The 23,028-nt window shown below is 68.6% G+C and carries 24 protein-coding genes and 1 pseudogene; 8 read left to right on the forward strand and 17 right to left on the reverse strand.

Features of this window, described 5'->3' with window-relative positions:
* Nucleotides 1-194: 194 nt before the first annotated feature.
* Nucleotides 195-953, forward strand: coding sequence for a pteridine reductase (locus ASD78_RS10010; RefSeq protein ID WP_056100828.1), 759 nt, complete (start codon nt 195-197; stop codon nt 951-953).
* A 347-nt stretch (nt 954-1,300) separates the two neighbouring features.
* Here ASD78_RS10010 and ASD78_RS10015 read toward each other — a convergent pair whose 3' ends face one another.
* The 4 genes from ASD78_RS10015 to tsaD all read right to left on the reverse strand — a co-directional run bounded on the left by ASD78_RS10015 (nt 1,301) and on the right by tsaD (nt 4,368).
* Nucleotides 1,301-2,131 (reverse strand): DUF6159 family protein, encoded by an 831-nt coding sequence (locus ASD78_RS10015; protein WP_056100832.1) that lies wholly within the window; start codon nt 2,129-2,131, stop codon nt 1,301-1,303.
* Between the two features lie 204 nt (nt 2,132-2,335).
* A complete protein-coding gene (gene folK, locus ASD78_RS10020; RefSeq protein WP_056100836.1) occupies nt 2,336-2,824 on the reverse strand; it encodes a 2-amino-4-hydroxy-6-hydroxymethyldihydropteridine diphosphokinase in 489 nt (162 codons plus the stop codon).
* A gap of 59 nt (nt 2,825-2,883) precedes the next feature.
* Complete coding sequence (gene folB / locus ASD78_RS10025; protein ID WP_056100837.1) at nt 2,884-3,243, reverse strand: dihydroneopterin aldolase; 360 nt, start codon at nt 3,241-3,243, stop codon at nt 2,884-2,886.
* Between the two features lie 102 nt (nt 3,244-3,345).
* On the reverse strand, nt 3,346-4,368 hold the full coding sequence (gene tsaD / locus ASD78_RS10030) for a tRNA (adenosine(37)-N6)-threonylcarbamoyltransferase complex transferase subunit TsaD (RefSeq protein WP_056100841.1): 1,023 nt from the start codon (nt 4,366-4,368) through the stop codon (nt 3,346-3,348).
* 126 nt (nt 4,369-4,494) lie between these two features.
* Here tsaD and rpsU point away from each other — a divergent pair, with 126 nt between their 5' ends.
* The 4 genes and pseudogenes from rpsU to ASD78_RS21680 all read left to right on the forward strand — a co-directional run bounded on the left by rpsU (nt 4,495) and on the right by ASD78_RS21680 (nt 7,240).
* On the forward strand, nt 4,495-4,710 hold the full coding sequence (gene rpsU, locus ASD78_RS10035; protein WP_031371286.1) for a 30S ribosomal protein S21: 216 nt from the start codon (nt 4,495-4,497) through the stop codon (nt 4,708-4,710).
* Nucleotides 4,711-4,867: 157 nt separating this feature from the next.
* Nucleotides 4,868-5,314, forward strand: coding sequence for a GatB/YqeY domain-containing protein (locus ASD78_RS10040; RefSeq protein WP_055901930.1), 447 nt, complete (start codon nt 4,868-4,870; stop codon nt 5,312-5,314).
* 150 nt (nt 5,315-5,464) lie between these two features.
* Nucleotides 5,465-6,703: pseudogene (gene dnaG, locus ASD78_RS10045) on the forward strand (DNA primase); the annotation flags it as partial.
* Nucleotides 6,680-7,240, forward strand: a complete 561-nt coding sequence (locus ASD78_RS21680) for a hypothetical protein (protein ID WP_255355388.1) — start codon at nt 6,680-6,682, stop codon at nt 7,238-7,240. The pseudogene dnaG and the gene ASD78_RS21680, both read left to right, overlap by 24 nt.
* 28 nt (nt 7,241-7,268) lie before the next feature.
* Here the strand turns inward: ASD78_RS21680 and ASD78_RS10050 are convergent, their stop codons facing one another.
* The 4 genes from ASD78_RS10050 to ASD78_RS10060 all read right to left on the reverse strand — a co-directional run bounded on the left by ASD78_RS10050 (nt 7,269) and on the right by ASD78_RS10060 (nt 10,105).
* A complete protein-coding gene (locus ASD78_RS10050; protein ID WP_056100848.1) occupies nt 7,269-8,393 on the reverse strand; it encodes a membrane dipeptidase in 1,125 nt (374 codons plus the stop codon).
* Nucleotides 8,390-9,526: a membrane dipeptidase gene (locus ASD78_RS10055; RefSeq protein WP_056100850.1), complete on the reverse strand. Its 1,137-nt coding sequence runs from the start codon at nt 9,524-9,526 to the stop codon at nt 8,390-8,392. Before ASD78_RS10055 ends, ASD78_RS10050 begins: the two co-directional genes overlap by 4 nt.
* A gap of 116 nt (nt 9,527-9,642) precedes the next feature.
* The gene (locus ASD78_RS21515) at nt 9,643-9,813 is read right to left on the reverse strand and encodes a RidA family protein (RefSeq protein WP_343123537.1); all 171 of its coding nucleotides are present in this window, start codon (nt 9,811-9,813) and stop codon (nt 9,643-9,645) included.
* Entirely contained in the window at nt 9,779-10,105 is a 327-nt protein-coding gene (locus ASD78_RS10060; RefSeq protein ID WP_200944151.1) for a RidA family protein, read from the reverse strand. The genes ASD78_RS21515 and ASD78_RS10060 overlap by 35 nt, the downstream gene beginning before the upstream one ends.
* 103 nt (nt 10,106-10,208) lie before the next feature.
* Here ASD78_RS10060 and ASD78_RS10065 point away from each other — a divergent pair, with 103 nt between their 5' ends.
* Entirely contained in the window at nt 10,209-11,093 is an 885-nt protein-coding gene (locus ASD78_RS10065) for a PD40 domain-containing protein (RefSeq protein ID WP_056100851.1), read from the forward strand.
* Between the two features lie 19 nt (nt 11,094-11,112).
* On the opposite strand, the gene cyoE is transcribed toward ASD78_RS10065, so the two are convergent.
* The 4 genes from cyoE to ASD78_RS10085 form a co-directional block, all read right to left on the reverse strand.
* Entirely contained in the window at nt 11,113-12,039 is a 927-nt protein-coding gene (gene cyoE, locus ASD78_RS10070) for a heme o synthase (protein ID WP_056100854.1), read from the reverse strand.
* Between the two features lie 2 nt (nt 12,040-12,041).
* The gene (locus ASD78_RS10075) at nt 12,042-13,190 is read right to left on the reverse strand and encodes a COX15/CtaA family protein (protein WP_056100856.1); all 1,149 of its coding nucleotides are present in this window, start codon (nt 13,188-13,190) and stop codon (nt 12,042-12,044) included.
* 64 nt (nt 13,191-13,254) lie between these two features.
* Nucleotides 13,255-13,830: a hypothetical protein gene (locus ASD78_RS10080; RefSeq protein WP_056100859.1), complete on the reverse strand. Its 576-nt coding sequence runs from the start codon at nt 13,828-13,830 to the stop codon at nt 13,255-13,257.
* Complete coding sequence (locus tag ASD78_RS10085) at nt 13,827-14,546, reverse strand: SURF1 family protein (protein WP_056100861.1); 720 nt, start codon at nt 14,544-14,546, stop codon at nt 13,827-13,829. Before ASD78_RS10085 ends, ASD78_RS10080 begins: the two co-directional genes overlap by 4 nt.
* Before the next feature lie 60 nt (nt 14,547-14,606).
* Between ASD78_RS10085 and ASD78_RS10090 the strand changes: the two genes are divergently transcribed.
* The gene (locus ASD78_RS10090; protein ID WP_056100864.1) at nt 14,607-14,834 is read left to right on the forward strand and encodes a twin transmembrane helix small protein; all 228 of its coding nucleotides are present in this window, start codon (nt 14,607-14,609) and stop codon (nt 14,832-14,834) included.
* A gap of 94 nt (nt 14,835-14,928) precedes the next feature.
* On the opposite strand, the gene ASD78_RS10095 is transcribed toward ASD78_RS10090, so the two are convergent.
* The 5 genes from ASD78_RS10095 to coxB all read right to left on the reverse strand — a co-directional run bounded on the left by ASD78_RS10095 (nt 14,929) and on the right by coxB (nt 19,306).
* On the reverse strand, nt 14,929-15,807 hold the full coding sequence (locus tag ASD78_RS10095) for a cytochrome c oxidase subunit 3 (RefSeq protein ID WP_055901964.1): 879 nt from the start codon (nt 15,805-15,807) through the stop codon (nt 14,929-14,931).
* A gap of 41 nt (nt 15,808-15,848) precedes the next feature.
* Nucleotides 15,849-16,448 (reverse strand): cytochrome c oxidase assembly protein, encoded by a 600-nt coding sequence (locus ASD78_RS10100; RefSeq protein WP_056100867.1) that lies wholly within the window; start codon nt 16,446-16,448, stop codon nt 15,849-15,851.
* Nucleotides 16,445-16,576 carry a hypothetical protein gene (locus ASD78_RS21685; RefSeq protein ID WP_255355386.1) on the reverse strand — a complete coding sequence of 44 codons (132 nt, stop codon included), beginning with the start codon at nt 16,574-16,576 and terminating at the stop codon, nt 16,445-16,447. Before ASD78_RS21685 ends, ASD78_RS10100 begins: the two co-directional genes overlap by 4 nt.
* 153 nt (nt 16,577-16,729) lie before the next feature.
* Nucleotides 16,730-18,349 (reverse strand): cytochrome c oxidase subunit I, encoded by a 1,620-nt coding sequence (ctaD, locus tag ASD78_RS10105; RefSeq protein ID WP_056100870.1) that lies wholly within the window; start codon nt 18,347-18,349, stop codon nt 16,730-16,732.
* A 27-nt stretch (nt 18,350-18,376) separates the two neighbouring features.
* Nucleotides 18,377-19,306, reverse strand: coding sequence for a cytochrome c oxidase subunit II (gene coxB / locus ASD78_RS10110; RefSeq protein ID WP_056100873.1), 930 nt, complete (start codon nt 19,304-19,306; stop codon nt 18,377-18,379).
* Nucleotides 19,307-19,762: 456 nt separating this feature from the next.
* Here coxB and putA point away from each other — a divergent pair, with 456 nt between their 5' ends.
* Nucleotides 19,763-22,987: a bifunctional proline dehydrogenase/L-glutamate gamma-semialdehyde dehydrogenase PutA gene (gene putA, locus ASD78_RS10115; RefSeq protein WP_056100875.1), complete on the forward strand. Its 3,225-nt coding sequence runs from the start codon at nt 19,763-19,765 to the stop codon at nt 22,985-22,987.
* Nucleotides 22,988-23,028 lie beyond the last annotated feature (41 nt).

The raw sequence follows: 23,028 nt of genomic DNA on the forward strand, positions 1-23,028 counted from the left end.
GGTCACCGGGCGCGCAGCGGGCGGCTTGCAGTATAAGGAACGAGTAGAGAGTAATTAGTAAGTACATATCTCGCGACTACCAATTGCCAGTTGCTCGTTACTAGTTGCTGGTTACTAGTTGCTAGTCGCTGATTCCTAGTTGCCAGCCGCTAACTCCTTCACTCGTTACCGACACGGAATCGAATACGCAAGCCATGGCCACCACGCCCGCTCCCGTCGCCCTGATCACCGGCAGCGCCAAGCGCATCGGCGCCGCGATCGCGCGCGCGCTGCACGCCGACGGCTACGACCTGGCCCTGCACTACCGCGACTCCGGCCAGGCCATGGCCGCGCTCGCCGCGGAGCTCGAAGGCCTGCGCCCGGGCAGCACCCTGACCCTGCAGGCCGACCTGGCCGAATTCGACCGCCTGCCCGAGCTGGTCGCGCACACCGTCGGCCGCTACGGCCGCCTCGACGCCCTGGTCAACAACGCCTCGGGCTTCGCGCCGACGCCGATCGGCAGCGCCACGCCGACGCAGTGGGACGCGCTGTTCGCCAGCAACGCGCGCGCGCCGTTCTTCCTGGCACAGGCCGCGGCGCCGCATCTGAAGCTCGCGCACGGCGCGATCGTGAATATGGTCGACATCTACGCCGAGCGCCCGCTGCGCGACCACAGCCTCTACTGCATGGCCAAGGCCGCGCTGGCGATGGCCACGCGCGCGCTGGCGCTGGAACTGGCGCCGGACGTGCGGGTGAACGCGGTCGCGCCGGGCGCGATCCTGTGGCCGGAACCCGGCGCCGGCGGCGCGGACAAGGACGAGGCGGCCAAGGCCGCGATGCTGGCGCGCACGCCGCTGGGGCGTACCGGCAGCGCCGAGGAAATCGCCGAAGCGGTGCGCTGGCTGCTGCGTGAAGCGCGCTATACCACCGGGCAGGTGCTGCGGGTGGACGGCGGACGGCTGTTGGCGGATTGAGCGCCGGCTCTTCCGCTCTCTCTCGCCTGCGCAAGAGGGGCTAACGCCGATATCGCAGTCGATTCTCCCTTCCCCCGCTTGCGGGAGAAGGTGCCCGAAGGGCGGATGAGGGCCGTGCCGAGCTCGAAAGCCTCGCACTTGCGGCGGGCCCTCACCCCAACCCCTCTCCTGCCAGCGGGAGAGGGGCTAACGGCGATATCGCAGCCGATTCTCCCTTCTCCCGCTTGCGGGAGAAGGTGCCCGAAGGGCGGATGAGGGGCGTGCCGAGGTTGTAAAGCCTCGCGCTTGCGGCGGGCCCCTCACCCCAACCCCTCTCCCGCCAGCGGGAGAGGGGCTAAGGAAACGACTTACTTGGCCTTGAACGCCGTCTGCAGCTCCAGCGCGCGGAACGCCGCCGGGGCTTCGCCTTCGGTCGCGTAGCGATACAGCGCGGCCGAGTAGATGCCGCTCAGCGCCGCCTGGTACACGCCCAGCAGCAACACCACGACCAGGAACACCGCGCCGACCGCGATCGCCAGACCGACCGAGGCCTGCGCCGCGAGGAACGACAAGCCCACGCCGGCCGCGATCACTAGGAACATGATCAGGCCGAACGCCGCGCCGATGCCGACGTTGCCGATCGCGTTCTCGCCCCAGGTCTGCTTGAGCAGGCCGATGCTGCGCTTGAGCGCGTCGATCGGGCCGACGTTCTGGCTCACCAGCACCGGCACCACCATGAAAGTCGCCAGGGTCCAGGCCGCGCCCAGGCCGGAACCGATCATGCGCACGATGAAGTTGTTGTCGCGGTCCTTCAGCGATTGCAGGATCAGGCCCACGGTCGCGGCGATCGCGGCGTAGCCCAGGATCGCCGGCAGGCGCGACCTGGCCGCGTCGAAGCCGTCGCGCAGGGTCGGGTCGCCGCCGTCGAGGCGGATCATGGCCGCACCGACCAGGGCGCAGTTGAAGAAGATGATCACGCTGTACTGGCAGAAGTAGAACAGGAAGCCGAACACGATCCCGCCCACGCCGACGCCGTTCTCGAACACGCGCAGCGCGAACATCGGCACCAGGAACGTCGCCAGCACCACCAGCGTCGCCAGGCTGGACAGGACCGGGAACAGCATCAGCTCCTTGTCGGAGCGCAGCACTCCGGCGCTGGCCTTGACCAGTGCCCAGCTACGCGAAAATTTTTCGAACATCGTGTGCTCCCCCGTGGATGAATGGACGCATGCTCGGGCCAAACTCGGCACATCGCAAGCGTCAGCCGTCACCGGCCCGACCGGCGGCGTCTGCGAGAGCCAGGACGATGCTCGGCGGCGGATGTGACCGGCCGGGCGCCGCGCGCGACAGCGACCCTGCGGCCGCTTGCTTACTTGGCAGGTAGATCCGAGCCGCAGCGCGGCTCAGCCGCCGATGTCGGCGACCACCGCCGCCTGGCCGTGGTCCGGATGCGCGCGCCACAGCTCCGCCAGGGTTCGGCCGTCGCCCGGCACCACCAGGTCCGGGGCGATGTCGGCCAGCGGCCGCAGCACGAAGGCGTGCTTCAGCTCCGGACGCGGAATGCGCAGATTGCCCGGGCCTTCGAGCAGACGGTCGTCGTACAGCACGATGTCGATGTCCAGGGTGCGGTCGCCGTAGCGCGGGCCGGTGCGGTCGCGGCCGTGGCGGTCTTCCAGCGCGTGCAGCCAGTCGTTGAGCGCCTGCGGTTCGAGCTCGCTGTCGACGATGGCCGCGCTGTTGTAGAAATCGGCGCCGACGAACCCGACCGCACGGGTGCGGTAGACCGGCGACAGCACCACCTCGCCGAAGCGTTCGCGCAGTGCCGCGATTGCGCCGCGCAAGTGCTCGGCGGCATCCAGATTGCTGCCGAGACTGAGATAAGCCTTGCCCATCGCTGTATCCGGTGCGCCCGGCCGGCGGCGGGGCGGAAAGTGGGAAGCCGCGGCGCGGCTCAGGCGGCGTCGCGTTCGCGCACGATCGTGACCCCGACCGCGCGCGCACCGCGCACCGCGCCGGGCTTGCTCAGCTTCAGCCGCACCCGGCGCACGCCGAACTCCTCGATCACGATCGCCGCGACGCGCTCAGCCAGGGTTTCGACCAGGCCGAAATCCGACTGCGACACGTATTCGACGATGCGCTTGCTGACCGCCTTGTAATTCAAGGTGTCCTCGATCGCATCGGTCGCGGCCGGGATGCGGTTGTCGAACGACATTTCCAGGTCGAACACCAGCGGCTGGCGGATGCGCCGCTCCCAGTCGTAGATGCCGATCAGCGCCTCGATCTCGAGGCCTTCTATGAAGACGTGGTCCATTGGGGATTCGACAGTCGGGCTCGGCGGCCATTGTCGCGCAGAATCGCGATCGCGCCGCGCTCGTGGCCGGCGGCGCTCAAGCGTGGCGATCGATGCGGCCGCTCACACCGCCGGCAGTTCCGCCATGTCCCAGCGCGGCGTCACCATCACCGCCGCGTCCTCGTGCTGGCCGGCCTGCAGCCGCAGCGCGCCGGCGTAGGCGATCATCGCGCCGTTGTCGGTGCAGAACGCCGGCCGCGGGAACGCGACCCGGCCGCCGCGGCGCTGCGCCATCTGCGCCAGGCGTTCGCGCAGGCGCTTGTTGGCGCCGACGCCGCCGGCGACCACCAGGGTCTCGCAGCCGGCCGCGTCCAGCGCGCGCCCGCACTTGATCGTCAGGGTCTCGACCACCGCGTCCTCGAAGCCGCGCGCGATGTCGGCCATGGTCTGCTCGCTTTGGTCGCTGTCGCGCCAGGCCAGCAGGACCTGGGTCTTGAGGCCGCTGAAGCTGAAGTCCAGCCCGGGGCGGTCGGTCATCGGTCGGGAGAACTTATAGATGCCGGGCCGGCCGCGCTCGGCCAGGGCGGCCAGCTGCGGTCCGCCCGGATAGGGCAGGCCCATCAGCTTGGCGGTCTTGTCGAAGGCCTCGCCGGCGGCGTCGTCCAGGGTTTCTCCCAGCAGCCGGTAGCGGCCGATGGCCTCGACCGCGACCAGTTGGGTATGCCCGCCGGACACCAGCAGGGCCACGAACGGCGGCTGCGGGCGGCCCAGTGGGTCCTCCTCCATCAGCGGCGCCAGCAGATGGCCTTCCATGTGGTGCACCGCGACCGCGGGCAGGTCCAGGGCCCAGGCCAGCGAGCGCGCGACCCCGGCCCCGACCAGCAGCGCCCCGACCAGGCCCGGGCCGGCGGTGTAGGCCACTCCGTCCAGATCCGAGACCTGCAGGCCGGATTCGTCCAGGGTCTGGCGGATCAGCGGCAGCAGCTTGCGCACGTGGTCGCGGCTGGCCAGTTCAGGGACCACCCCGCCGTACTCGGCATGCAGGGCGATCTGGCTGTAAAGTGCGTGCGCGCGCAGCCCGGTGGCGGTGTCGTAGACCGCCACTCCGGTCTCGTCGCAGCTGGTTTCGATGCCGAGGACTTTCATGAAAGGCCCGGCTTTGCTGGGGTTTTCGCCTTCATGGGGCGCTATGTTGCACCTTCCGCGGCGCCACCGCTATAATGCACGGCTCGCCCGGTCTGTACGGGCCGGTCCCCGAATCCGAGATCACGTATGCCCAGCGTCAAAGTCCGCGAAAACGAGCCTTTTGAGTTTGCCCTGCGCCGCTTCAAGCGCACCTGCGAGAAGGCCGGTGTTCTGGCCGAAACCCGCAAGCGCGAGTTCTACGAGAAGCCCACCCAGGAGCGTAAGCGCAAGGCCGCTGCTGCGGTGAAGCGTCAGGCGCGCCGCGCCTCGCGCGACGTCACCAAGCGCCAGCGCTTGTACTGATCGCGCATCCCGCGCAGCCCCACCGTTCGCGGGCGGGGCCGGCGAGGGATGACCAACGAGCCGGCTGCGCCCTGCGCCGCCGGCTTTTTGCGTTTCGGCCGCCCCCCGGCCGTCGCACCCCCTATCCCACCTTCCGGCACCACTTCAGGAGCGCGCCATGAGCCTCAAGCTACGACTCACCGACGACATGAAGGCCGCGATGAAGAGCGGCGACAAGCACAGCCTGGGCGTGATCCGTCTGATCAACGCCGCGATCAAGCAAAAGGAAGTCGACGAGCGCATCGAACTCGACGACGCCGCCGTGATCGCGGTGCTCGACAAGATGGTCAAGCAGCGCCGCGACTCGGTCAGCCAGTACGAGGCCGCCGCGCGCGAGGATCTGGCCGCGATCGAGCGCGAGGAAATCCTGGTGATCGAGCGTTACGTCCCGGCCAAGCTCGGCGAAGCCGAGATCCTGGCCGCGATCGACGCCGCCATCGCCGAAACCGGCGCCGCCGGCCCGGCCGACATGGGCAAGCTGATGGGCCCGCTCAAGGCCAAGCTCGCCGGCAAGGCCGACATGGGCCAGGTGTCGGTGCTGGTGAAGCAGCGCCTGGCCGGCTGAGCCGCCCTCGCAAGACCTGACGAAGCCGGGCATGCCCCGGCTTCGTCGTTTCCGCCGCGGGGCTTTCCGCCCGACCGCCGGGACTTGCCGCGCATGGCATCCTAGGACTTGGCCCTCACGAGCACGACGCCCCCTTCGGGCACCCGACGCATGGCCCGCATCCCCGACGCCTTCATCGACGACCTCCTCGCCCGCTCCGACATCGTCGAGCTGATCGGCGCGCGCGTGCCGTTGAAGCGTCAGGGCAAGGAATACTCGGCGCGTTGTCCGTTCCACGACGAGCGCTCGCCCTCGTTCACGGTCTCGCCGACCAAGCAGTTCTATCACTGCTTCGGCTGCGGCGCGCACGGCACCGCGATCAGCTTCCTGATGAACTACGACCGCCTCGAGTTTCTCGACGCGGTCGAAGAACTGGCCAAGCGCATCGGCGTCGAAGTCCCGCGCGACACCCGCCAGCGCAACGAGGACTCCGACAGCAGCGATCTGTACGCCGCGGTCGAGGCCGCGTCCAAGTTCTTCCAGAAGCAGTACGGCCTCAGCGGCAAGGCCCAGGGTTACCTCGACAGCCGCGGCGTCAGCGCCGACATCCGCGAACGCTTCGCGATCGGCTACGCGCCCGACGGCTTCAACGCCCTGCGCGACGCGCTGGGTACCGACGAGCGCCGGATGAAGCTGCTGGAGCGCGCCGGCCTGTTCTCCAAGAACGACAGCGGCCGCGTCTACGACAAGTTCCGCGACCGGGTGATGTTCCCGATCCTCGACCGTCGCGGCCGCGCCATCGCCTTCGGCGGCCGCGTGCTCGACAAGGAGGACGGGCCCAAGTACCTCAACTCGCCCGAGACCCAGCTGTTCCACAAGGGCCGCGAACTCTACGGCCTGTGGCAGGTGCGCCAGGCCCACAACAAGATCCCGCGCCTGATCGTGGTCGAGGGCTACATGGACGTGGTCGCGCTGTTCCAGCACGGCGTCGACACCGCGGTCGCCACGCTCGGCACCGCGACCACGCCCGACCACGCCGAACTGCTGTTCCGCAACGCCGCCGACGTTTACTTCTGTTTCGACGGCGACCGCGCCGGCCGCGGCGCGGCCTGGAAAGCGGTCGAATCGGTGCTGCCGCGCATGAAGGACGGCCGCCAGGCCTTCTTCCTGTTCCTGCCCGAAGGCGAGGATCCGGATTCGATCGTGCGCAAGGAAGGCGCGGAGGGTTTCGACGCGCGCCTGCGCGAGGCCGTGCCGCTGTCGCAGTTCCTGTTCGACTCGCTCGCCGCCGACGTCAACCTCGGCACCCTGGAAGGCAAGGGTCGCCTGGCCGAACGCGCCAAGCCGCTGCTGGCGCAGATTCCCGATGGCGCCTTCGGCGACCTGATGCGGCAGCGCCTGACCGAACTCACCGGCGTCGGCGCGCGCGCCAGCACGCCCGACACCCACGTGCCCGCGCAGCGCGCACGCGCGGGCGCCAGCGCGCCGACGCAGAAGCGCTCGCTGGTGCGCGCGGCGATCGAACTGCTGCTGCAGCAACCGGCGCTGGCCTTGGAACTGCGGCCGCCCTACCGCTTCGCCGCACTGCGCCAGAACGGCATCGAGCTGCTGACCGAGATCGTGGATCTGGTGGTGTCGCGTCCCGACATCAACACCGGCGCGCTAATCGAGCACTTCGCCGAGCGCGAGGAAGCCAAGGCGCTGCAGAAGCTCGCCGCGGGCAGCTTCGTCGGCGACGAACAGATCATCACCCGCTACTTCCTCGGCACCATGAGCCAGCTCGAACTGCAGGCGGTGGAACAACGCCAGGCCGAGATCGCCGACAAGCTGCGCGAACTCGGCCCTTCGTCGCTGGGCGCCGACGAGCGCGCCGAAATCGCGCGCCTGCTGCAGGACGCACGCGCGCTGCGTTCGCAGATCGCCGGCTACTCCGGCCCGGCGCTCTGACGGCGTCCGAATTCGCGCCGGCGCGCACTCAACCCCAGACTTCGCTCATCACCCGCTTGAAGTTTCCGCCCAGGATCTTGCCGATGCGCGCATCGGAATGCCCGCGCGCCGACAGCATCGCCGCCAGGGTCTCGAAACGGCGCGGATGGTTGAGGTCGGGCAGGAGCAGGTAGACGTCGTCGGCTTCGCCCGGCGCCGAAATGCCCAGTGCGCGGCGCTCGGCGATGAACTTGCGGTGGTCGCGCTTGTACTCGGGCGTCAGCCTGGTCGCCGCCACCGTACCGTCGCTGCCCAGGCCCACGTGGTCCTCGCCGCAGATCTTGACCGCGTGCTCGAGGTGCGCGATCAGATCGGCCGCCATCGGCTGGCCTTTGAGGCGCAGGAACGGCATCAGGTAGATCCCGACCACGCCGCCGCGTTCGGCGACCGCGCGCAACTCGGCATCGGTCTTGTTGCGCGGCAGGTCGGCGAGCGCGGCGCAGCCGGTGTGGCTGATCACCGCCGGCGACTTCGACGCCGCGATGCCTTCCAGCGCGGTGCGGCGGCCGCTGTGGGCCAGATCGACGACGATCTTCTTCTCGTTCAAGGCCTCGACCAGCTTGTGGCCGAACTTGCTGAGCCCCGCGTCGCCGGGCTCCAGGCAACCGTCGCCGACCAGGTTGCGCAGGTTGTAGGTGAGCTGCACCACGCGCACGCCACTGCGATGGAACACGGTGATGCGGTCCAGGTCCTCGCCGATCGGCGTGGTGTCCTGGAAGCCGTAGATCATCGCGGTCTTGCGCTCGCTCTGCGCGCGCTGCAGATCGGCGCCGGCGCGCGCCAGCAGCAGTTGCTCGGGATGGCGGGCGATCTCGTCGTCCCAGGAAGCGATCTGCGCGATCGTCTCCTCGAACGCGTCCTTGTAATGCCCGACCGGCGCGACCGTGACCTGCAATGCGCTCAGCCCGGACTCGCGCAGGTCGCCCAGTTCCGGCGCGCTCAGCGGCGCATCGCCTTGGTGGTCCTGACGGCCGATGGTGCCGCAGGCATCCAGCACGAAGGCATCGGCGTAGGGCGCCCAGCGCGGCGGCGGCGCGAACGCCTGCGCGTTGCGGGCCAGGCCGGCGAGCGCGAGGCTGCCCGCGCCGATCAGAAAACCGCGACGGTCGATCATCCCCACACCTCGGTCATGACACGGGCGAAGTTGCCTCCCAGGATCTTAGCGATACGCGCATCCGGATGGCCGCGTGCCGAAAGTAATCCGGCCAGGGTTTCGAAGCGGTCGGCGGTGTTGAGGTCGGGCGCGAACAGCAGCAGGTTGGGGTCGCGGCCCTTTTCGAAGATGCCGTCCCCGATCATGCCTTTGACCATCTCGGTGTTTTCCTTGACGTACTCGGGCGTGACGTCTACCGCCGACACGTTGATATCGGTGCCGATGCCGACATGGTCCTCGCCGCAGACCTTGATCGCGTACTCGATATGCCGGATCACGTCGGCCGAGGTCTGCTGACCCTGCTCGCGCAGGTAGGGCCAGAAGATGATGCCGGCGACGCCGCCCCGGTCCGCCAGCAGCTTGAGCTCGGCGTCGTGGACCATGCGCGGCACGTCGGACAGCGCGCGGCAGCCGGTGTGTCCGATCAGCACCGGCGCCTTCGAAGCCAGGATGCCCTCGCGGATGGTGCGCTGCGCACCGTGAGCGAGGTCGACCACCATCTTCTCGGCGTTGAGCCGCTCGACCACCTGGTGGCCGAAGTTGCTCAAGCCGGCGTTGCCAGGCTCCATGCAGCCATCGCCGACCAGATTGCGACGGTTGTGGGTGAGCTGCAGCACGCGCAGGCCCTGCTCGCGGAATTGCGCGATGCGCTCGACGTCTTCGCCCAAGGGCTCGGCGCCCTGGAAGGTGAAGATGATGCCGACTCTGTTCTCGCGCTCGGCCTGCTTGAGGTCGGTGCCGTTGCGCACCAGCAACAGCACGTCGGCGTGGCGCGCGATCGTCGCCTTGCAGTCTTCGACGCGCTGCTTGGCCTCAGCATAGGCCTGGTCGGTGTACCAGAACCGTCCCTGCGGCGCGAGACTGGCCATGATCCCGCTGAGCCCGCACTCGCGCAGCTGCTGCAGCGCCTTGGGAACGTCGGGGTCGCCTTCCTTGAGATAGAACAGCTCCGAGCCGCTGAGGGCGTCGATCGCGAGCGTGTCGCGGTATCGCGGCCAGCGCGCCGGCGCGGCGGCGGCGGCGAACGTGGGCCCGGTGGCTGCGGCCAGCGCGGTCAGCCCGACCGCACCGAGGAATTCGCGTCGATCGATCATGCCTGCCCTCTCCCTGTGGACGTCGCGCCGACTCTAGCGCAGCCGTTGCGGCCCGGCCGACCGTTTCGGCGCATGGCGGTATCGGCGCCTCGCGGGACGGCTCGCGGCGCCTGGCCTCACGCGGCCGCGATCGCCTCGATCTCCAGCAGCCAGGCGCTGTCGTAGATGCCGACCACGACCACCGTCAGCGCGGGCGGATGCGGCAAGCGACCCAGCACCTCCTGGCGCACTTCGCGCGCGGCGTCGCGATCCTCACGGCGGGCCAGATAGACCGTGACCTTGACCAGATGTTTCGTAGCCCAAGCCCGCGGCCTTCAGCTGCGCGCCGACGTTACGCCACGCCAAGCGGCACTGGTCGCGGAAACCCTCGGGCACCGCGCCTTCGGCATCGGCAGGCACCTGCCCGCTCACGAACAGCAGGCGCTGCGGCGCGCGCACTTCGGCGGCTTGCGCATAGGTGCCGTCGGCCGGCGCGTAGCTGCGGCGTCGGACCGTCGCAGGGGCCGGGGCTCCCGTCTTGGCGGCTACGAACGGCGCCCACAGGCCCAGGCCGGTGATGCAGAAACCTCGTCTGTCCATCGTCCAGGCTCCGTTCGGGTCACGGCGCACTATAACCGTTAAAACTTGTTTTACCGGAATGACGGCGCTAGGCTGACGGCGGCCCCGTTCCAGGACCGTCCGGATGCGCGCACGTTGCCTGATCCCCGTCCTTTCATTGCTGCCGTTGTCGGCGCTGTCCTGTCATGCGCAGGCGGCATCGCCGCAGCGCTGGACACCGACCGCGATCGCCAGCGATCAGTACGAGTCCTCGCCGACATTCACACCGGACGGTCGCGAGCTCTACTTCATGCGCAGCGACCGCAGCTTCGGCCGCTACCGCCTGTTGATGTCGCGCTGCGAGAACGGTGCCTGGAGCGCACCGGTGCCGCCGCCGTTCGCGGGACCCGCCGCGGCGCAGGAAGCCGACCCTTACGTCAGCGCCGATGGCCGGCGTTTGTACTACGTGTCTTCGCGTGGCGGCACGGACCCCGACGATCTCGACATCTGGCGGGTCGAACGCAGCGCCGATGGCCTCTGGTCGAAGCCGCAACGCCTGCCCGCGCCCGTCAACTCGACGGCTTCCGAACTGCTGCCGCGCGAAGACGCGGACGGGACCTTGTACTTCGGCTCTTCGCGCCCCGGCGGTCCGGGCCTGACCGACATCTACGTCGGCAGGCCGCGCAACGGCGGCGGCTGGGACGTGAGCCTGCTCGGGCCCCCGATCAGCACCGCCGAACAGGAATACGAAGTGGAGATTTCGCGCGATGGCCGCCAGCTGATCCTGGTCGGACAGCGCGGCGACGGCCGCTCGCACCTGTATCGCTACCAGCGCGAAGGCGGACGCTGGGTCGCGAACGGACGCGTACCCGCGCGCGAAGACGTGTTCCAGGTCGGACCCTTGCTGTCGCCGCGCGGCGATCGGGTGTTGTTCGGCCAGGTCGCCAGCGAACGCGACTTCGGCGAGCTGTTTCTCGCCGACCTGCAGCCGCAGGTCGATGCGGACTGGCCGCCGCGCTGCGGAGAGTGAGCGCGGCGTCTTTCGCGCCTCAGAGCACCGGCTGCAGCTCGAACAGCGGCGCCGGCTGCATGAACGGCAGCAGCCAATGGTCGACCAGCAAGAACGCGAACAGCGCCATCAGGTAGACGATGGAGTAGCTGAACACCTTCATCGCGTACAGCTCGTCCGGCGGGTCCATCAGCTTCCAGGCATAGCCCAGGAACACCGCGCCGAGCACCAGCGCGCCGCCCAGATAGAACAGGCCGCTCATGCCGGTCGCCCAGGGCAGCACGGTCACCGCCACCAACAGCACGGTGTAGAACAGGATCTGCCAGCGCGTGTACTGCACGCCGTGGGTGACCGGCAGCATCGGCACCATCGCGCGCGCGTAGTCCTCGCGGCGGAAGATCGCCAGGGCCCAGAAGTGCGGCGGGGTCCAGACGAAGATGATCAGCACCAGCAGCAGCGCGTGCGGATCGAGGGTGCCGGTGATCGAAGCCCAGCCCAGCGCCGGCGGCGCCGCGCCGGCGATGCCGCCGATCACGATGTTCTGCGGCGTCGCCCGCTTGAGGAAGACGGTGTAGATCACCGCGTAACCGATCAGCGAGGCGAAGGTGAGGATCGCGGTCAGGGGGTTCACCCACAGCAGCAGGATCGCCATCGACAGCGCGGCCAGGATCAGCGCGAACACCAGCGCCTGCGCCGGCGTGATCTGACCGGCGACGATCGGCCGCCACGAGGTGCGCGCCATCTTGGCGTCGATGCGCGAGTCCAGCAGCTGGTTGATCGCCGCGGCGCTGGACGCGGCCAGCCAGATGCCGAGGAAACCGAGCAAACCGCGTACGGTCTCCTCGCCGCTGGGCACGCCGTCGACGGCGAGCAGCATGCCGACCAGGGCGGTGAACACGATCAGGGCGACCACACGCGGCTTGGTCAGGTCCCAGTATTGGCGCAGGCTGGCGCGGGCGGCGGCCATGCTCAGTGCTCCGGGGCGCGCATGCGCGCGAGCAGCGACACCAGCACGAACAGCAGCAGCGCCGCCCCGGCGTTGTGCAGCACCGCGATGGTCAGCGGCAGGCTGAGTTTGACGTTGGCGATGCCCAGGCCGACCTGGGCCAGGGTCAGCAGCGCCAGCAGCACGCCCCAACCGAGCATGCCCGGCGTGCGCAGCAACTTGATCGCCAGGCCGAGCAGGTAGACGAACACCACCATCGCCATCGCCCGGTGCGCGAGCTGGATCGCGATGCGCGCCTCGCCGTCGAGGATGCCGCCTTCGTAGTCCACGCCGATGCCGCGCCACAGCACGAAGGCTTCGCGGAAGTCGTGCTTGGGCATCCATTGGCCGACGCAGGTCGGGAAATCGTTGCCGCAGGCGAGCGCGGCGTAGTTGGCGCTGGTCCAGCCGCCGAGCGCGATCTGCACGCCGAGCAGGACGATGCCCAGGATCAGCAGCCTGCGCACGGTCACCGCGTCGGCCAGGCGGATCGGCAGATCGGTCGCGCGCCAGGCCATCCATAGCAGCAGCGAGAAGGTGAGCAGGCCGCCGATCAGATGGCCCATGACCACGATCGGCTTCAACAGCCAGGTCACCGTCCACATGCCGAGCAGGGCCTGGAATACGATCACCGCCAGGGTCAGCGCGGCCACGCGCGACAGATCGCTGTTGTTCCAGCGCAAGGCCGCAAGCAGCAGCACGGCTTCGCCGGTCGCGGCCAGCACCGATGCGGCGACGTGCTGGCCCTTCATGTACAGCGGAATCGACACCGCCACCAATGCAGCCGCCACGATCACCTGGGCGACGCCGTAGCGGCGCTTGCGCGCGGCCAGCAGCGCCAGGGTCAGGGTCAGCACGCCGAGCAGGCCGGCGATCATGCGATGGAACTGTTCGCGCCAGGCCTTATGCACCTCGACCGGACGGATCGCGGTGGCGGCGTGGTCGCTGATCTCGTGCGCGACGGTCGGCCACGCGGCACGGCCGTAGCAGGTCGGCCAGTCGGGGCAGCTCAGGCCGGCGTTGGACAGGCGCACGAACGCGCCGAACACGATCACGCACAGCGCGAGCGCCACCGCCAGCCAGGCGATGCGGTGGAAGTTGCGGTACCAGGTCGGTTTGAACGTCACGTTCATGCGGAACTCTTGCGGTTGACTCGGTTGCGGTTGGACGCGGGCGCTGTAGCGACCCGCGGCCGGGTCACATCAGTTTCAGCAGCCTGGACAGGTCTTCGCGCAAGTCGGCCGGGTCGAAGCCGGGAGCGTAGCGCAGAATCACGAAGCCGTTCGGATCGATCACGTAGACGGGGACCCCTTTGGGATCGTCCACGCGCGGCAGGCCGGCGCGCAGTTGCGGCGTGGACTGCACGATGCGCAGCGCGGCCGGATGCGGCGCGCCCGCGGGCGGCTGGCCGATCCACAGGACGTGGACCTGATCCGCGTCCTTGCCGAACAACTGCCAGACCGTGTCGAGGTCGCGCGCGAGCTTCGCGCATTCGGTGGTGCAGTCGGCCGGCGGCGCCAGCGCGATGCGCCACATGCGCTCGGCCGGGCGCCACTCGTAGGCCTTGCCGTCGGCCAGGCGCGGCACGACCCGGCGCAGGTCCGACGGCGGCTGCAGCAGCTCGCCGTGGTTCTTCATGCCGTGCGGGCGCCAGCCCGAGAAACGCAGCACGCCGGCGACCAGCATGCTGCCGAAGAACAGCGCGAAGATCACGATCAGCATGCCGCGATTGCGTTTGCGCGAAACGTTCGCGTCAGTGTCGGGGACGTTCATCGGCGGGATTTCCGGAAAGTGAGTATCAAGGCGGTGGCCAGCACCGCCGCCGCCAGCGCGAACCACTGCAGCGAATAGCCGCGGTGCTGTTCGGGCGGCAGGGTATTGGCGAGCAATTCCAGGTCGCGTTCGTAGCCCAGCTTCAGGGCCGGGTCCAGGCGTAGCACGCGCGGCGCCAACGGCGCCGACAGACCGACGCCGGACGCGATCGCGTCGGTGTCGACGCGGGTCAGCAGCCAGCCCTCGCCTTCGCGGCCCAGGGCCGGGCCCAGGGCGATGCCGGTCGACGGCGGCGGCGCGAGCAGACCGCGCAGCTCCAGCGTTCCCTGCGGGCGCTCGATCGCCGGGAAACGGCGCCGGCCGTCCAGCGGCAGCCAGCCCAGGTCGACCAGCAGCGGCGCACCGTGTTCGGGCACGAAGATGCGGTAGGCGCGCACGCCGGCGCGGCCGTTGCGTTGCTGGTTGTCGAGCAGCAGGGCGCCGCGCGCGTCGAACTCGCCGCGGCCGCTGGCCCAGTCGTAATCCCGGCGCCTGGCCGGATCGGCGGCCAGCGCCAGCGCGCCGGGCCTGCGCTCGCCGAGCACGCGCGCGGCGGCGTCGAGCATGGCCTGCTTCTCGACCGCGCGCCGCGACTGCCACAGGCCGAGATTGGCGAAGGTGGCGATCGTCAACAGCGCCAGCGTCCAGCCGACGACGAGGTTGCGCCGACGGCTCACGACTTCCTCCGGCCGGACTGCGATAATCCTGCTTTCGCGGTAACGCGCGCGGAGGCCGCCATGAACGACTCGCTCAAGACCCTGCTGATCATTGCGTTCCTGATCCTCATCCTCTGGAACCTGGGCGCCGGCCTCTACTACATGCTCGTGGACAAGGGGCAGAGCAAGCGCACGGTGAACGCGCTGACCCGCCGTATCGCGCTGTCCGTGGCGCTGATCCTGATCATCATCCTGTCGATCAAGATGGGCTGGATCCAGCCGCACGGCATCGGATCCAACCCGAAGTGAGTCCCGGCCGCGCGCGGCCGGGAGAAAATCGCGGGTTCCCAAGACGCAAACGGGCCGGCAGTGCCGGCCCGATGCGAAACCCTGGCGTCCGCGCTTACAGCACGTAGACGAACAGGAACAGGCCCAGCCAGACCACGTCGACGAAGTGCCAGTACCAGGCCACGGCTTCGAACGCGAAGTGGTTGTCCTTGTCGAAATGGCCCTTCAGGCAGCGGAACCAGATGATCGCCAGCATGATGGTGCCCAGCGTCACGTGCGCGCCGTGGAAGCCGGTGAGCATGAAGAAGGTCGAACCGTAGATGCCCGAACCCAGGGTCAGGTTCAGTTCCTTGTAGGCGTGGATGTATTCCTCGGCCTGGAAGAACAGGAACAGGCAACCCAGAGCCACGGTCAGCCCCAGGAACACCAGCAGCTGCTTGCGGTGGCCGGCCTTCAGCGCGTGGTGCGCGATGGTCACGGTGACGCCCGAGGTCAGCAGGATCATGGTGTTGAGCAGCGGCAGGCCCCACGCCGGAATGGTCTCGAACATGCCGCCGATCGCGCCCGGGCCGTTGGTCGGCCAGCCGGCGGTGTAACCGCTCCACAGCAGGCTGTTGGTCATCACGCCGTCGCCTTCGCCGCTGAGCCACGGCAGCGCCAGCTGGCGGGCGTAGAACAGCGCGCCGAAGAAGGCCGCGAAGAACATCACCTCGGAGAAGATGAACCACATCATCCCCATGCGGAACGAGACATCGACCTGGCGGTTGTAGTGGCCGCGCACCGACTCGCGGATCACGTCGCCGAACCAGCCGAACAGCACGCCGCACATCAGGGCCAGACCGACGAAGAACGTGGGCTGGCCCCAGCTGACTTCATTGAGCCAGCTGGCGATGCCGATCATGGTCGTGAACAGCGCGATCGAACCGAGGAACGGCCAGCGGCTGCTGTGCGGCACGAAGTAGGTGTTGGCGTCTGGCGTGTGGGCTTGGGCCATGGCGGCGTTCCGTTGTTTGCGGTACTGAGTGAGTTGCGGGCTTACGGCGCCGACAGCGGCGACGCCGGCGTCTTCGCCGTCGTGCCTTGCTGTTGCGCGGTGAGTACGTCGTTCTTGAAGAAGGTATACGACAGCGTGATCGTGTTGACGTCGGCCGGCAGGTTCGGGTCGACGATGAAGCGTACCGGCATGTCGCGCTTCTCGCCGGCCGCCAGGGTCTGGGCGGTGAAGCAGAAGCACTCGGTCTTGCTGAAGTAGCCCGACGCGCGCGCCGGCGCCACCGAGGGCACGGCGCTGCCGACGATGGTGCGGTCGCTGTCGTTGTGGGCGTAGTAGGTGGTCTCGTACTGCTCGCCCGGACGCACCTGCATGGTCACCTGGTTGGGGTGGAACGACCACGGCAGCTTGGAGTTCACGCCGCCGTCGAACTGCACGGTGACCATGCGCGCGCCCTTGGCCACGGCGTCCTTCGCGCCTTCGGCGGCCGTGCGCTCCAGGCGGATGCCGAACACCTTCTCGCAGGCGATCCGGTACAGCGGCACCAGGGTGAAGGTGAACGCGAACGCGGCCAGCGCCACCAGCACCATCTTCATCAGGCCGGCGGTGTTCTTCTTGCTGCGGTCGTCGCTGCCGGCGTTCATTTCGACATCACGCCGCTGAGGATGAACACCGCGTAGATCGCCACCGCGATCGCCGCCGCCCACAACGCGGTACGCCGCGCGCGCTTGCGACGCGCTGCGATATCCGAGTTGTCAGGCGTCTTGTTCATACGTTTCCTATTACTTACTCCGGAAGCCCCGCCCTTGGAGCCCCCTGAGTTAGGGGGCGGCCTTGCTTCGCGCAGCGGAGCAAGGCGGGGTATGGCATGCAATCCGAATCCATCCGAAGCCATGCACTCCGAGCTTCCTGCCGGGCGTCAGCCTCAATGAGTGATGTCGCCGTGCGCCAGGTCGCCATCGCGGATCACCGGCGGCGTGCCGAAGCTGTGGTGCGGCGGCGGGCTCGACAGGGTCCACTCCAGGCCCTTGGCGCTTTCCCACGAACGCGCTTCGGCCTTGGCGCCGTACTTCTTCGAGTGCCACAGGATGCCCAGCATCATGAACGGGGTCAGGAACATGCCGAAGGCGCCGATCGAGCTGACCAGGTTCCAGTCCGCGAACACGACGTTGTAGTCCGGGATACGGCGCGGCATGCCGGCCAGGCCCAGGAAGTGCTGCGGGAAGAACAGCAGGTTGACGAACACGATCGTCCACCAGAAATGGAACTTGGCGAAGGTCTCGTTGTACATGCGGCCGGTCCACTTCGGCCACCAGTAGTAGACCGCGGCGATGATCGAGAACAGCGCGCCGGTCACCAGCACGTAATGGAAGTGCGCGACCACGAAGTAGGTGTCGTGGTACTGGAAATCGGCCGGCACGATCGCCAGCATCAGGCCCGAGAAGCCGCCGATGGTGAACAGGATCACGAACGCGATCGCCCACAGCATCGGCGCTTCGAAGCTGATCGAACCGCGCCACATGGTGGTGACCCAGTTGAACACCTTCACGCCGGTCGGGACCGCGATCAGCATGGTCGCGAACATGAAGTAGATCTCGCCACCCAGCGGCATGCCGACGGTGAACATGTGGTGGGCCCACACGATGAACGAGAGGAAGGCGATCGAGGCGGTCGCGTACACCATCGCCTGGTAGCCGAACAGCGGCTTGCGGCTGAAGGTCGGGATGATCTCCGAGACCACGCCGAACGCCGGCAGGATCATGATGTAGACCTCGGGGTGACCGAAGAACCAGAAGATGTGCTGGAACATCACCGGGTCGCCGCCGCCGGCCGCGTTGAAGAACGAGGTGGCGAAGAACTTGTCGGTCAGCAGCATGGTCACGGCGCCGGCGAGCACCGGCATGACCGCGATCAGCAGGAACGCGGTGATCAGCCAGGTCCAGCAGAAGATCGGCATCTTCAGCAGGTCGATGCCCGGCGCGCGCATGTTGAGCACGGTCGCGATCACGTTGATCGCGCCCATGATCGAGCTGATGCCCATCATGTGGATGGCGAAGATCGTGAAGGCGACGTTGTTGCCACCCTGCAGCGACAGCGGCGGGTACAGCGTCCAGCCGCCGGCCGGCGCGCCGCCCGGCAGGATCAGCGTCAACAGCAGCAGGCTGAAGGCGAACGGCAGGATCCAGAACGACCAGTTGTTCATGCGCGGCAGCGCCATGTCCGGCGCGCCGATCTGCAGCGGGATCATCCAGTTGGCCAGGCCGACGAAGGCCGGCATCACGCCGCCGAAGATCATCACCAGCGCGTGCATGGTGGTCATCTGGTTGAAGAACTCGGGCTTCACCAATTGCAGGCCCGGGGTCGCCAGCTCGGCGCGGATGACCACCGACATGCCCGCGCCGATGATGAACATCACGAAGCTGAAGATCAGGTACAGCGTGCCGATGTCTTTGTGGTTGGTCGAGAAGAACCAACGCTCGATGAAGCCCTGCTGGTGGGCGTGATGATCATCGTGATGATCGGCGACGGGGTGCGTGGCTGCCATGGCCTACCTCTGAGAATGCTTTGACGATCAGCCGGCGACCGCGGGAGCGGCCGTGGCGTCGGTGTTCGGGGTGCCGGCCGTCGCAGGCGCCGGAGCGGCTTCGGCCGGCGCAGCCGGAGCGGCGGGCGCCGCGGCCGGAGCGTTCTTGGCCTTCTGCTCGGCGAGCCACTGCTGGTACTCGGCCTTGGGCACGGCGCGCACGACGATCGGCATGAAGCCGTGGTCCTTGCCGCACAGTTCGGCGCACTGGCCGCGGTACACGCCCGGCTCTTTGATCTCGGTCCAGGCTTCGTTGACGATGCCCGGGATCGCGTCCTGCTTCCAGCCCAGCGCCGGCACCCACCACGCGTGGATGACGTCGTCGGCGGTGATCACGAAGCGGATCTTGGTGTCGGTCGGCAGTACCAGGACGTTGTCGACGTCGAGCAGGTAATGCTCGTGGTCGGCCTTGGTGACGGTCCGCTTGGCCTGGCGCAGCTGGTCGCTCTTGCGGTCCAGACGGCTGGTGAAGGAGACGTTCTGGCCCAGGTAGTCGTACTTCCACATCCACTGGTAGCCGGTGACCTTGACGGTCATCTGCGACTGGCGGGTGTCGTACATCTTGATCAGCTTGCTGGTCGCCGGGAACGCCATCGCCACCAGCAGCACGACCGGGACCACGGTCCAGATGATTTCCAGCTTGGTGCTGTGGGTGAAGTCCTTGTCCGCCACCGCGCCCTTGGAGTGGCGGAACTTGAACATCGCCACGGCCATCGCGCCGAACACCAGGATGCCGATCGCCACGCAGATCCACAGCGCCATCATGTGCGCTTCGTACGCGTTGACCGACTGGGCGGTGACGCCACGGCCCATGTTCAGCTGCCACGGCTTGGGATCGGCCGCCTGAGCAAATGCAAGGACCGGCAGCGCCATCGCGGCGACACCCACTGCCCACTGCTTGAAACGACCGGCTTTCATCAGTTCGAGCCCCGAAAATCGTAGAAGGTTGCGTTGTCTGCTCCGCGGGCTGCCTCTCCCGGCACCGGCCCGGCCAGGTGCTGGCGCGGGGGACCGTCCGGAAGGAGGTGGCTGGCGAGCCCCGTCCAGGGCCCATCACGCCGGTGACGGCGCTACGGATAATCCGCGAAATGGTAGCCTCCGACCCGCTCTGCGGCAACCCGCGAGGCGTTCACGCAACCGCTGCGGGCCTTGCGCAAACGGCCCGCAACGGCCGTCGCAGCAGCCTGCGGGCGGCTTCCGCGGCCCGCGCCGCAGCCCGCTCGACGACGCCGACCGTAGCGTAGCGACCGACCCGTTCGCACCCGCATGGCGGTCCGATGCGCGAGCGGCGCCGCCGGCAGCCCGGTTGCGACAGACCGGATTGGACCGAAAGCTCTAAACTAAGCGGCTCCCCTCCGCTGCGCTGCGGTCCGAATGACCATCGACTCCTCCTCCGACGCCGCCGACGGCCCGCCGCCGCGCGCGCTGATCAGTCCCGAACTGCCCCCGGCCCCGGCCGCCCCGCGCGCGGCGATCACCGCCGCCTGGGTCCGCGACGAAGCCGCACACGTACGCCATCTGCTTGAACAGGCACGCCTGCCCGAAGCCGACCGCCAGGCCGCGCAGAGCACCGCCGCCGACCTGGTCGCCCGGGTCCGCGCCCGCGCCCAGAACCAGGGCGCAATCGAGGCCTTCATGCGCCAGTACGACCTGGGCAGCGAGGAAGGCGTGCTGCTGATGTGCGTGGCCGAGGCCCTGCTGCGCATCCCCGACCAGGACACCGCCGACAAGCTGATCCGCGACAAGCTCGGCGAAGCCGACTGGAAGCGCCACCTCGGCCAGTCCGATTCGGTCCTGGTCAACGCCTCGACCTGGGGCCTGATGCTGACCGGCCACCTGGTCGACCTGGCCGACGACACCAAGCGCGACGCCCACAACGCCTTCAAGCGCCTGATCGGCCGCGTCGGCGAACCGGTGATCCGCCTGGCCGTGCGCCAGGCGATGCGCATCATGGGCCACCAGTTCGTGATGGGCCGCACCATCGGCGAGGCGCTGTCGCGTTCCAAGAAGGGCGACAACGCCAGCTACCGCTACTCCTTCGACATGCTAGGCGAAGGCGCGCTGACCACCAAGGACGCGCTGCGCTACCTGGAGGCCTACCGCCAGGCGATCCACGCCATCGGCAAGAGCGGCCCCGGCGGCCACTACCTGCAGCACGACGTGTTCGCCGCGCCCAGCATCTCGGTCAAGCTGTCGGCGCTGCACCCGCGCTACGAGCACGCCAAGCGCGAACGCGTATTCGCCGAACTGACCCCGCGCGTGCTGGAACTGGCGCAGCTGGCCAAGAGCTACGGCATCGGCTTCACCATCGACGCCGAGGAAGCCGACCGCCTGGAAATGTCGCTGGACGTGATCGCCGCGGCCTACGCCGACAAGTCGCTGGACGGCTGGCAGGGCTACGGCCTGGCCGTGCAGGCCTACCAGAAGCGCGCCCCGGAGGTGATCGACTTCCTCGCCGACCTCGCCCGCCGCAGCGGCCGCCGCATCCCGGTGCGCCTGGTCAAGGGCGCCTACTGGGACAGCGAGGTCAAGCGCGCCCAGGTCGACGGTCAGGCCGGCTACCCGGTGTTCACCCGCAAGCCCAACACCGACGTGTCCTACCTGGCCAACGCGCGCCGCATGCTCGACGCCAGCGACGCGATCTATCCGATGTTCGCGACCCATAACGCGCAGACCATCGCCACCGTGCACCGCATGGCCGCCGGCCGCGCCTTCGAGTTCCAGAAGCTGCACGGCATGGGCGACGACCTCTACGCCGAGGTCATACCCGCCGATCGCCTGGACGTGCCCTGCCGCGTCTACGCGCCGGTCGGCTCGCACGAGGACCTGCTGCCCTACCTGGTGCGGCGCCTGCTCGAGAACGGCGCCAATTCCAGCTTCGTCAACCGCATCACCGACGAGGACATCGCGATCGACGAACTGATCCGCGACCCGGTCGAGACGGTGTCCGCGTTCGACAGCATTCCCCACCCGCGCATTCCGCTGCCGGTCGACCTGTACCGCAGTTTCGCGGCGTCAAACAAGAGTTCGGAAAGGGCCAATTCCATGGGCGTCAATCTCGCCAACGATCAGCAACTGCAGTCCCTGGCCGCGCAGGTCAACGCCGCCCTGGGCGACTGGCGCGCCGCGCCGCTGGTGCCGGGCGCCAACGTCGCCGGCCCGGACATCGCCGTGACCAACCCGGCCGACCGCCGCGAAACCGTCGGCCAGTGGCGCGCCGCCGACGCCGCCACCGTCGAGCTGGCGCTGAAGAACGCGGTCGCCGCGCAGGAAGCCTGGGACGCGACCCCGGCCGACAGCCGCGCCGCGATCCTCGAACACGCCGCCGACCTGCTCGAACAGCGCATGCCGCAATACATCGCGCTGTGCACCAAGGAAGCCGGCAAGACCATCCCCGACGGCGTCGCCGAAGTGCGCGAGGCGGTCGACTTCCTGCGTTACTACGGCCAGCAGGCGCGCAAGCTGTTCGCGCCGGAAGCGCTGCCGGGCCCGACCGGCGAGTCCAACACCCTGCACCTGTCCGGTCGCGGCGTGTTCGTCTGCATCAGCCCCTGGAACTTCCCGCTGGCGATCTTCGCCGGCCAGATCGCGGCCGCGCTGGCCGCCGGCAACAGCGTGATCGCCAAGCCGGCCGAGCAGACCAACCTGATCGGCTACTACGCGGTCAAGCTGCTGCACGAAGCCGGCGTGCCGGAAGCGGTGCTGCAGTTCCTGCCCGGCGACGGCGCCACCGTCGGCGCGGCGCTGACCCGCGACCCGCGCGTGGCCGGCGTGGCCTTCACCGGCTCCACCGACACCGCGCGCGCGATCAACCGTTCGCTGGCCGCGCGCGACGCTGCGATCGGCGTGCTGATCGCCGAGACCGGCGGCCAGAACGCGCTGATCGCCGACTCGTCCTCGCTGCCGGAACAACTGGTCAAGGACGCGATCGGCTCGGCCTTCACCTCGGCCGGCCAGCGCTGCTCGGCCGCACGCGTGCTGTTCGTGCAGGAAGACATCGCCGACAAGGTGACCTCGATGCTGGCCGGCGCGATGGCCGAGCTCAAGGTCGGCGACCCCGGCCTGCTCTCGACCGACGTCGGTCCGGTGATCGACGAAGACGCGCTGAAGATGCTGGTCGATCACGCCGCGCGCATGGACAAGGAAGCGACCAAGATCGGCGAGGTCGCGCTCGACGCCGACAGCGCCCACGGCAGCTTCTTCGCCCCGCGCGCCTACGCGCTGAAGTCGCTGGACCAGTTGCACAAGGAAGTCTTCGGCCCGGTGCTGCACGTGATCCGCTGGAAGGGCGATCAGCTCGACGCGGTCATCGACGCGATCAACGCCACCGGCTACGGCCTGACCCTGGGCATCCACTCGCGCATCGACGAAACCATCGAGCGCATCAGCGCGCGGGTGCGGGTCGGCAACTGCTACGTCAACCGCAACCAGATCGGCGCGGTCGTCGGTGTGCAGCCCTTCGGCGGCCAGAACCTGTCCGGCACCGGCCCCAAGGCCGGTGGCCCGCACTACCTGCCGCGCTTCACCACCGAGAAGACGATCACCGTCAACACCACGGCCGCGGGCGGCAACGCCTCGCTGCTGACCTTGGGCGACTGATCCGACGCCGCATCGCTCAGTAACGAGAGCCCTGCCGAGTG

Origin of the sequence: Lysobacter sp. Root667 (assembly GCF_001427715.1) — a bacterium.
Taxonomy (GTDB): Bacteria; Pseudomonadota; Gammaproteobacteria; order Xanthomonadales; family Xanthomonadaceae; genus Lysobacter.

What these genes read in the sequence shown, in the direction of transcription:
- ASD78_RS21685 (WP_255355386.1), bottom strand. Translation starts at nt 16,576, where the DNA reads ATGAACAAGACGCCTGACAACTCGGATATCGCAGCGCGTCGCAAGCGC.
- ASD78_RS10055 (WP_056100850.1), bottom strand. Translation starts at nt 9,526, where the DNA reads ATGATCGATCGACGCGAATTCCTCGGTGCGGTCGGGCTGACCGCGCTG.
- ASD78_RS10060 (WP_200944151.1), bottom strand. Translation starts at nt 10,105, where the DNA reads ATGGACAGACGAGGTTTCTGCATCACCGGCCTGGGCCTGTGGGCGCCG.
- ASD78_RS10015 (WP_056100832.1), bottom strand. Translation starts at nt 2,131, where the DNA reads ATGTTCGAAAAATTTTCGCGTAGCTGGGCACTGGTCAAGGCCAGCGCC.
- ASD78_RS10100 (WP_056100867.1), bottom strand. Translation starts at nt 16,448, where the DNA reads ATGAACGCCGGCAGCGACGACCGCAGCAAGAAGAACACCGCCGGCCTG.
- ctaD (WP_056100870.1), bottom strand. Translation starts at nt 18,349, where the DNA reads ATGGCAGCCACGCACCCCGTCGCCGATCATCACGATGATCATCACGCC.
- ASD78_RS10065 (WP_056100851.1), top strand. Translation starts at nt 10,209, where the DNA reads ATGCGCGCACGTTGCCTGATCCCCGTCCTTTCATTGCTGCCGTTGTCG.
- folB (WP_056100837.1), bottom strand. Translation starts at nt 3,243, where the DNA reads ATGGACCACGTCTTCATAGAAGGCCTCGAGATCGAGGCGCTGATCGGC.
- rpsU (WP_031371286.1), top strand. Translation starts at nt 4,495, where the DNA reads ATGCCCAGCGTCAAAGTCCGCGAAAACGAGCCTTTTGAGTTTGCCCTG.
- ASD78_RS10040 (WP_055901930.1), top strand. Translation starts at nt 4,868, where the DNA reads ATGAGCCTCAAGCTACGACTCACCGACGACATGAAGGCCGCGATGAAG.
- ASD78_RS10090 (WP_056100864.1), top strand. Translation starts at nt 14,607, where the DNA reads ATGAACGACTCGCTCAAGACCCTGCTGATCATTGCGTTCCTGATCCTC.
- coxB (WP_056100873.1), bottom strand. Translation starts at nt 19,306, where the DNA reads ATGAAAGCCGGTCGTTTCAAGCAGTGGGCAGTGGGTGTCGCCGCGATG.
- ASD78_RS21680 (WP_255355388.1), top strand. Translation starts at nt 6,680, where the DNA reads ATGCGGCAGCGCCTGACCGAACTCACCGGCGTCGGCGCGCGCGCCAGC.
- ASD78_RS10095 (WP_055901964.1), bottom strand. Translation starts at nt 15,807, where the DNA reads ATGGCCCAAGCCCACACGCCAGACGCCAACACCTACTTCGTGCCGCAC.
- ASD78_RS10050 (WP_056100848.1), bottom strand. Translation starts at nt 8,393, where the DNA reads ATGATCGACCGTCGCGGTTTTCTGATCGGCGCGGGCAGCCTCGCGCTC.
- putA (WP_056100875.1), top strand. Translation starts at nt 19,763, where the DNA reads ATGACCATCGACTCCTCCTCCGACGCCGCCGACGGCCCGCCGCCGCGC.
- cyoE (WP_056100854.1), bottom strand. Translation starts at nt 12,039, where the DNA reads ATGGCCGCCGCCCGCGCCAGCCTGCGCCAATACTGGGACCTGACCAAG.
- ASD78_RS10010 (WP_056100828.1), top strand. Translation starts at nt 195, where the DNA reads ATGGCCACCACGCCCGCTCCCGTCGCCCTGATCACCGGCAGCGCCAAG.
- ASD78_RS10080 (WP_056100859.1), bottom strand. Translation starts at nt 13,830, where the DNA reads ATGAACGTCCCCGACACTGACGCGAACGTTTCGCGCAAACGCAATCGC.
- tsaD (WP_056100841.1), bottom strand. Translation starts at nt 4,368, where the DNA reads ATGAAAGTCCTCGGCATCGAAACCAGCTGCGACGAGACCGGAGTGGCG.
- ASD78_RS10075 (WP_056100856.1), bottom strand. Translation starts at nt 13,190, where the DNA reads ATGAACGTGACGTTCAAACCGACCTGGTACCGCAACTTCCACCGCATC.
- folK (WP_056100836.1), bottom strand. Translation starts at nt 2,824, where the DNA reads ATGGGCAAGGCTTATCTCAGTCTCGGCAGCAATCTGGATGCCGCCGAG.